We start from the raw sequence: 6126 nt of genomic DNA on the forward strand, positions 1-6126 counted from the left end.
TTGCGCCGCGTGCGGTCCGTGCATGGGTCCGTCGAGCCCGGGTAGCTGCGCCTCGAAACGTCCTCACGGACGACCCGCGCCTTCGGGTGCGGGCTGCCGACGACAGGAAGGGGTGCGCATGTCGCACGTCGAGGAGTACGTCGAAGTCAAGGTCCCCGTACGCACGGCCTACAACCAGTGGACCCAGTTCGAGGACTTCCCCGCCTTCATGGAGGGCGTCGAACGGATCGACCAGCGCACGGACACGCTCACCCACTGGGTGACGAACGTGAACGGGGTGCAGCGCGAGTTCGACGCGCAGATCACCGAACAGCTCCCGGACCGGCGCGTCGCGTGGATCACGGTCGACGGTGAGGCACGCCAGGCCGGGCTCGTCACCTTCCAGCCGGTCGACGCGTCCACCACGAAGGTCGTCCTGCACATGAACTGGGTGCCCGACGGCCTGGCCGAGGTGGCGGCCGACAAGCTCGGCTTCGTCAAACGCCAGGTCGCAGGTGATCTGGAACGGTTCAAGCTCTTCATCGAGTCGCGAGGGGTCGCGACCGGGTCCTGGCGCGGCGAGATCTGACCGCCATGAGAATCCAGGCGGCGCGCGAAGGCGCCGATGCCGTGTCCCGGGGAGCCCGCACCGCCGCACCGGGCGGTCGGGGCCGTGAAATCACCGCGCGCTGCGGGCTGTCGGCACGGGGAGTGCTGTACCTACTGACCGGGTTCCTGGCCGTACGCATCGCCCTGAGCGGCAGTGGCGAGGAGGCCGACCGGCAGGGAGCGCTCCAGGAGCTCGCGGAGAAGCCCTTCGGCAGTGTCCTCGTCTGGGCCGTGGGCCTCGGACTGGTGGGCATGGCGCTGTGGCGGCTGGCGGAGGCCCTGTTCGGGGCGGCCGGGCCGGACGGCGACAAGCCCCTGAAGCGGGTGGCCTCGGCAGCCCGGTTCGTGTTCTACAGCGTGGTGGCCTACTCCGTGCTGACCTTCTCGGCCGGCGCGCGGCGCTCCGGCGACGAGCAGTCGCGCGATGCGACGGCCAAGGCTCTCGAACTGCCCGCCGGGCAATGGCTGGTGGGCGCCGCCGGGCTGGGGATCGGCATCGCGGGCGTGGTCATCGCGGTACAGGCCGCCCGCTTGACCTTCCGCAAGCACCTGTCCATGGGGGGCACCTCCGCCCGGTGGCGCAAGGCCGTCGACTTCCTCGGGGTGTCCGGCGGCCTGGCCCGGGGGACGGTGGGCATCGCGGCCGGCGGCTTCCTCGTGTTCGCGGCGCTGCGCTACGACCCTGCGGAAGCGAAGGGCGTGGACGACACGCTGCGGTCCTTCACCACCACTCCGGCGGGTCCGTGGCTGCTGGTCGTGGTCGCCGTGGGGCTGGGGCTCTTCGGACTGTTCTCCTGGGCGATGGCCCGGTGGCGCAAGGTCTGATCGCGGTGAGCTGCCGCGCTCCCCGTTGCTGCCAGGCTCCCCGTTCCGGACGCGCCGGAACAGGAGGTGTCGTAGCTCCCCGTTCGGAGCTACGACACCTCCTGTTCCGGTTCCGGTCTGGCGGAGCCCGGCCGTTCGGGGGAGGCAGCAGCGCGCTCGCAGGGCGCTCAGGCCCAGGGGTCGAGGGCGAGCTTGCCGGTGGTCTTGCGGGATTCGAGCTGCTGGAGGACCTTCGGGCCGTCCGCCAGGGCGTGCACCTCCGGGGTGCCCGGCGGATAGACGCCCGCGGAGATCAGGGAGCGGAGTTCCGTCAGGAGGCCGGCGTAGATCTGCGGTGCTTCGGTGGCCATCGCACCGATGTGGAGGCCCTTGACCTGCACCCGGTGGGTGAACACCAGGTCGTGGGTGGAGACCTCGGCGTGACCCGAGGCGGCGCCGAAGACGACGATGGAGCCGGTGACGGGACGGGTGACGGCGAGGCTGTCGCGGAAGGTGGCCCGGCCGACCGATTCCAGGGTGATGTCGACGCCCCCGGGAGCCAGCGCGAGCACCTCCTGGGCGAGGTCGGGGCGGTCGGAGTCGAGGACGTGGGCGGCCCCGAGCGCCAGGACGGTCTCGCGCTTCGACGGGGAGGCGGTGGCGATGACCGTGGCCCCGTAGTGGTGGGCCAGCCTCACGGCGGCCTGTCCGACCCCGCCCGCCGCCGCGTGGATCAGGACCGTGTCGCCGCGCCCTACGCCGCCCAGCGGTTTCAGGACGGCCAGGGCGGTCGCCCAGTTCAGTACCAGGCCCAGGGACGCGGCGTCGCTCCAGCCTTCGGGGACGGGCAGGGCGCCCGCCGCCGGCATGGTCATGAACTGGGCGAAGGCCCCGTGGCCCGCACCGACGACGTGGGTGCCCACCGGCAGCGGCCGGTCGACACCGGGGCCGACCGCCACGATCTCACCGGCCGCTTCGAAGCCCGCCGTGTACGGCGCGGCCGGGCCGCCTTCGTAGGTGCCGTAGGACTGCATGACGTCGGCGAAGTTGACCCCCGCCGCGCCGACGCGGATCAGGTACGCCCCGGGTCCGGCGACCGGGAGGGGACGGTCCAGGGCCGGGATCAGGTCTTTCGGGCCCGTGAGGGAACGCTGGACGAGAGCCCGCATGAGCGGCGTGTTCGTGGTCATGTGGAGGACCGTAGAAGCTTGCCGTAAGCGGGAAGGTCAAGCCCCGCTGCGCGCAGCACCCAGGAAGGCGTCCAGGGCCGACTGCTGGGCGGCCAGGGCGGCGACCCGTTCCGCGAGGCGGTCCCGGTACTCCTCCACCTCGGCGAGGAACTCGGCGCAGATGCCGTGGGGACCGGTGGAGGGGGTGAGGTGGGGCAGGACTTCCCTGATGAGCCGCATGGGCAGGCCGGACTCCAGCAGGAAACGGATCACGCGGACCCGGTCGAGCAGGTCCGCGGAGTAGAGCCGGTATCCGTTCGCGCACCTTTCGGGGGCGATCAGCCCCTCCTCCTCGTAGTGCCTGAGCGCCCGGGCGCTGACCCCGCCGGCCTTGGCGGCTTCGCTGATCTTCAAGGAGTCCACGAGAGGCCCAACGCCCCGCCTGCGCGCGGTGTTCCAGTACGCGTTCCGCGCCGGCGGCTATGCGCCGAGGTGCTCTTCCAGGTAGGCGAGGGCCGTGGCGGGGTCTTCGGCGAAGGAGACCAGGTCCGTCAGCGGGACGGGGAGGAAGCCCTCGTCCTCCATGCGCTGGAACTGGATCCTGAGGCCGTCGTAGAAGCCCTCCGTGTTGAGGAGCACCACCGGCTTCCCGGTCTTCCCGTGCTTCTTGAGCTCGAGGATCTCGGTCGCCTCGTCCAGGGTTCCGGTCCCGCCGACCAGGATGGCGACCGCGTCGGCCTTGGCCAGGAGGAGCGCCTTGCGCTCGGCGAGGTCGGCGGCGATCACCATCTCGTCGGCGTTCTTACGGGCCTTCGCCGCGAGGAAGCCGACCGAGACGCCCACGAGCCGCCCGCCCGCCGCCTGGACTCCGTCCGCGACCACCTTCATCAGGCCGCTCTCGGAGCCGCCCCACACCAGCGTGTGACCGCCCTTGCCGAGGAGTTCGGCGAACTCCCGGGCCGGGCGCGTGTAGCGCTCGTCGAGGTCGGCGGCCGAGAGGAAGACGCAAATGTTCATACGTCGAGGGTACGAGGCGCACGGGGCCGGACAGGAGGCCGGGCCGTGTCACCCCGGTCTCCGGAGCCCGGGGCGCAGACGACGCTTCCGGCCCCGTCCGCCCGGAAGGTCCGTCGGTAGGCGGCGGGCGTGGTGCGCAGGGCCTCATGGAAGCGCCGGCGCAGGTTGACGGCCGAGGAGAGGCCGACCCGGTGCGCGATGGTTTCCACGGGCAGGTCGGTCTCCTCCAGGAGGGCCCGGGTGGCGGCGAGGCGCCGGTCCAGCAGCCAGCGGCCGGGGCTGATCCCCAGCTGCTCGGTGAAGCGCCGGGTCAGGGTGCGGGCCGACACCTGGGAGCGGGCCGCCATGTCGGCGACGCTGACCGGCTGGTCCAGCCTGGCGGTGAGCCACTCCAGCAGCGGGGCCAGCGAGTCGGCGACCGGCCCGGAGGTGGGCAGTTCGGCGTACTGGAGCTGGCAGCCCTCGCGGTGCGGGGGCATGACCATCTGGCGGGCGATGCGCATGGCGTACGCGGCGCCCTGGTCGGTGCGCACCAGGTGCAGGCAGAGGTCCACGCCGGCCGCCGATCCCGCGCTGGTGGCGACGTCTCCGTGGTCCACGTACAGGACGGCGGGGTCGACCCGGACCCGGGGGAACCGGGCGGCCAGCTCCGGGGCCTGGGCCCAGTGGGTGGCGGCCCGCCGGCCGTCGAGCAGTCCGGCGGCGGCGAGGACGAAGGCGCCCGAGCAGATGCCGACGACCCGCGCGCCGCGGCCGTGTGCCCGGCGGACCGCGGCGATCACCGCGGCGGGCGCCTCGGTGCCGGCGGGCTGGTGCCAGCCGGGGATCAGGACGGTGTCCGCGTGCTCCAGTGCGTCCAGGCCCGTCGTGACGAGGAGGTCGTATCCCGCGTGGGTCCGGACCGGGCCGGGGTGCTCCGTGCAGACCTCGAACGCATAGCGGGCGGGGATGGCCGGGCCGTGGTCGGCGAACACCTCGGTCGCGCAGGCCAGCGGGAAGGTCGACTGCGGGGGTTGGAGCACGGCCACGACCCGGTGGAGGGCCGGGGCCTTCGGCAGCGTACGAGGCGTCATGGCGCGAAAGTACCCCATCACGTCGGTCAGGACACTGGAGGGAGATATTGGTCTAGTCCAGCATCAGCCTGTGACCACCGTACAGACACCCCGGCAGTCGGCCCAGACCGATCCCCCCACCGCCCGGCCCCCGTTGTGGGACCGGCGGTTCACCCTCTACTTCACCGCCCGTGCGGTCTCCCTGGTCGGCGACGCGATGATGCCGGTGGCCGCCGCGCTCGCCGTCGGCCCGCTGTACGGGATCTCCGGCGTCGGCCTGATGCTCGGGACCTGGACCGGGACGTTCGTGCTCCTGGTCCTGTTCGGCGGGGTGTTCGCCGACCGGGTGGGCGCCCGTCGGATGATGGTCGGCGCGGACCTCGTCCGGGTGCTCACCCAGGGCGTGCTGGCCGCCGCGTTCTTCGCGGGGACGCCGCCGTTCTGGCTGCTGGTGGCCATGGCGGCCGTGGCGGGCGCGGCCGTCGCGATGTTCCAGCCGGGCGTGAACGGCATGGTTCCGCTGGTCGCACGGGAGCCGCAGCGCGCCAACGCCACGCTCAAGGTCGCCGACGCGCTGGCGCAGCTGCTCGGCCCGGCCCTGGCGGGGCTGCTGATCGTGCTGACCGGTGCCGGGACCGTGTACGCGATCGATGCGGGCACCTTCGCGCTCAGTGCGCTGTGCTTGGGGCTGATCCGCTTCGGTCCGGCCGGCGCGCAAGGTCCGGCGGGTACGGCAGGTCCGGCCGTGTCCGCCACCGCGGGGAAGGGGAGTTCGCTCCGTCGCGACCTGCGCCAGGGCTGGCGGGAGTTCCGCTCACGCACCTGGATGTGGGCGGTCATCCTGATCTGGGTGTTCTACGGCATCCTGCTGTTCGGCCCGATGGTGCCGCTGAGCTCGTCGCTGATCGGATCCCGGCTCGGCCCGAACGCCTACGGCCTGGCCGTCTCCTTCCTCGGCGTAGGAACGGTGCTCGGCGGCCTGCTGGCCCTACGGCTGCGCCCGGCCCGGCCCCTGGCGGCCGGCGCGACGGCCCTGGTGCTGTTCGCCGTACTGCCGCTCTGCGTGGCCCTCGGTGCCGCGCTGCCCGTGCTGCTGGCCGGGCACGTCGTCGGGGGCGGGGCCTGGGCGTTCTGGTCGGTGATGTGGGCGACCAGCGTCCAGACCCACACGCCACCGGAGGTGCTCAACCGGGTCACCGCCTACGAACTGGCCGGCTCGGTGTCCGGCATCGCACTCGGCCAGATCCTGGCGGGCCCGGCCACCGAACTGGCCTCCCCGGACACCCTGCTCCTCGTCTCGGCGGGCACCTGCCTGGCCGGCTGCGCGGTGCTGCTCGCGATCCCGGCCATCCGCACCCTGCGCCGCATCGCGCCGACCGGCGGTGGCGCACCGGGCGGGATCTAAAGGTTGTTGCAGAACATCTGGGATGGGGCATTCCTCTTGTATGGGTGGGGTGTTGCGGGCTGAGGTGTTGTGGGTGGAGACGTTCACCGGT

General features: G+C 72.5%; 7 protein-coding genes. 3 read left to right on the forward strand and 4 right to left on the reverse strand.

Translation table 11 applies throughout. The annotated features are described in order from the left end of the window. Positions 1-118 precede the first annotated feature (118 nt). On the forward strand, positions 119-568 hold the full coding sequence (locus ACIA8F_RS24650; RefSeq protein WP_399381850.1) for an SRPBCC family protein: 450 nt from the start codon (positions 119-121) through the stop codon (positions 566-568). 5 nt (positions 569-573) lie between these two features. Beyond that, positions 574-1413: a DUF1206 domain-containing protein gene (locus tag ACIA8F_RS24655; protein ID WP_399381851.1), complete on the forward strand. Its 840-nt coding sequence runs from the start codon at positions 574-576 to the stop codon at positions 1411-1413. 167 nt (positions 1414-1580) lie between these two features. On the opposite strand, the gene ACIA8F_RS24660 is transcribed toward ACIA8F_RS24655, so the two are convergent. The 4 genes from ACIA8F_RS24660 to ACIA8F_RS24675 all read right to left on the reverse strand — a co-directional run bounded on the left by ACIA8F_RS24660 (position 1581) and on the right by ACIA8F_RS24675 (position 4651). Further along, positions 1581-2582, reverse strand: a complete 1002-nt coding sequence (locus ACIA8F_RS24660; RefSeq protein WP_399381853.1) for a zinc-binding dehydrogenase — start codon at positions 2580-2582, stop codon at positions 1581-1583. Positions 2583-2618: 36 nt separating this feature from the next. Next, a complete protein-coding gene (locus ACIA8F_RS24665) occupies positions 2619-2975 on the reverse strand; it encodes a MerR family transcriptional regulator (RefSeq protein ID WP_399381855.1) in 357 nt (118 codons plus the stop codon). Positions 2976-3041: 66 nt separating this feature from the next. Then, entirely contained in the window at positions 3042-3578 is a 537-nt protein-coding gene (locus ACIA8F_RS24670) for a TIGR00730 family Rossman fold protein (RefSeq protein ID WP_399381857.1), read from the reverse strand. Then, the gene (locus ACIA8F_RS24675; RefSeq protein ID WP_399381858.1) at positions 3575-4651 is read right to left on the reverse strand and encodes a GlxA family transcriptional regulator; all 1077 of its coding nucleotides are present in this window, start codon (positions 4649-4651) and stop codon (positions 3575-3577) included. Before ACIA8F_RS24675 ends, ACIA8F_RS24670 begins: the two co-directional genes overlap by 4 nt. Before the next feature lie 70 nt (positions 4652-4721). On the opposite strand from ACIA8F_RS24675, the gene ACIA8F_RS24680 reads away from it, so the two are divergent. Then, a complete protein-coding gene (locus ACIA8F_RS24680) occupies positions 4722-6035 on the forward strand; it encodes an MFS transporter (RefSeq protein ID WP_399381860.1) in 1314 nt (437 codons plus the stop codon). Positions 6036-6126 lie beyond the last annotated feature (91 nt).

This window comes from Streptomyces sp. NPDC051563, from assembly GCF_044454225.1.
Lineage (GTDB): Bacteria > Actinomycetota > Actinomycetes > Streptomycetales > Streptomycetaceae > Streptomyces.

Coding starts and splice junctions, on each gene's coding strand:
- ACIA8F_RS24675 (WP_399381858.1), bottom strand. CDS start 4,651: ATGACGCCTCGTACGCTGCCGAAGGCCCCGGCCCTCCACCGGGTCGTG.
- ACIA8F_RS24655 (WP_399381851.1), top strand. CDS start 574: ATGAGAATCCAGGCGGCGCGCGAAGGCGCCGATGCCGTGTCCCGGGGA.
- ACIA8F_RS24670 (WP_399381857.1), bottom strand. CDS start 3,578: ATGAACATTTGCGTCTTCCTCTCGGCCGCCGACCTCGACGAGCGCTAC.
- ACIA8F_RS24650 (WP_399381850.1), top strand. CDS start 119: ATGTCGCACGTCGAGGAGTACGTCGAAGTCAAGGTCCCCGTACGCACG.
- ACIA8F_RS24660 (WP_399381853.1), bottom strand. CDS start 2,582: ATGACCACGAACACGCCGCTCATGCGGGCTCTCGTCCAGCGTTCCCTC.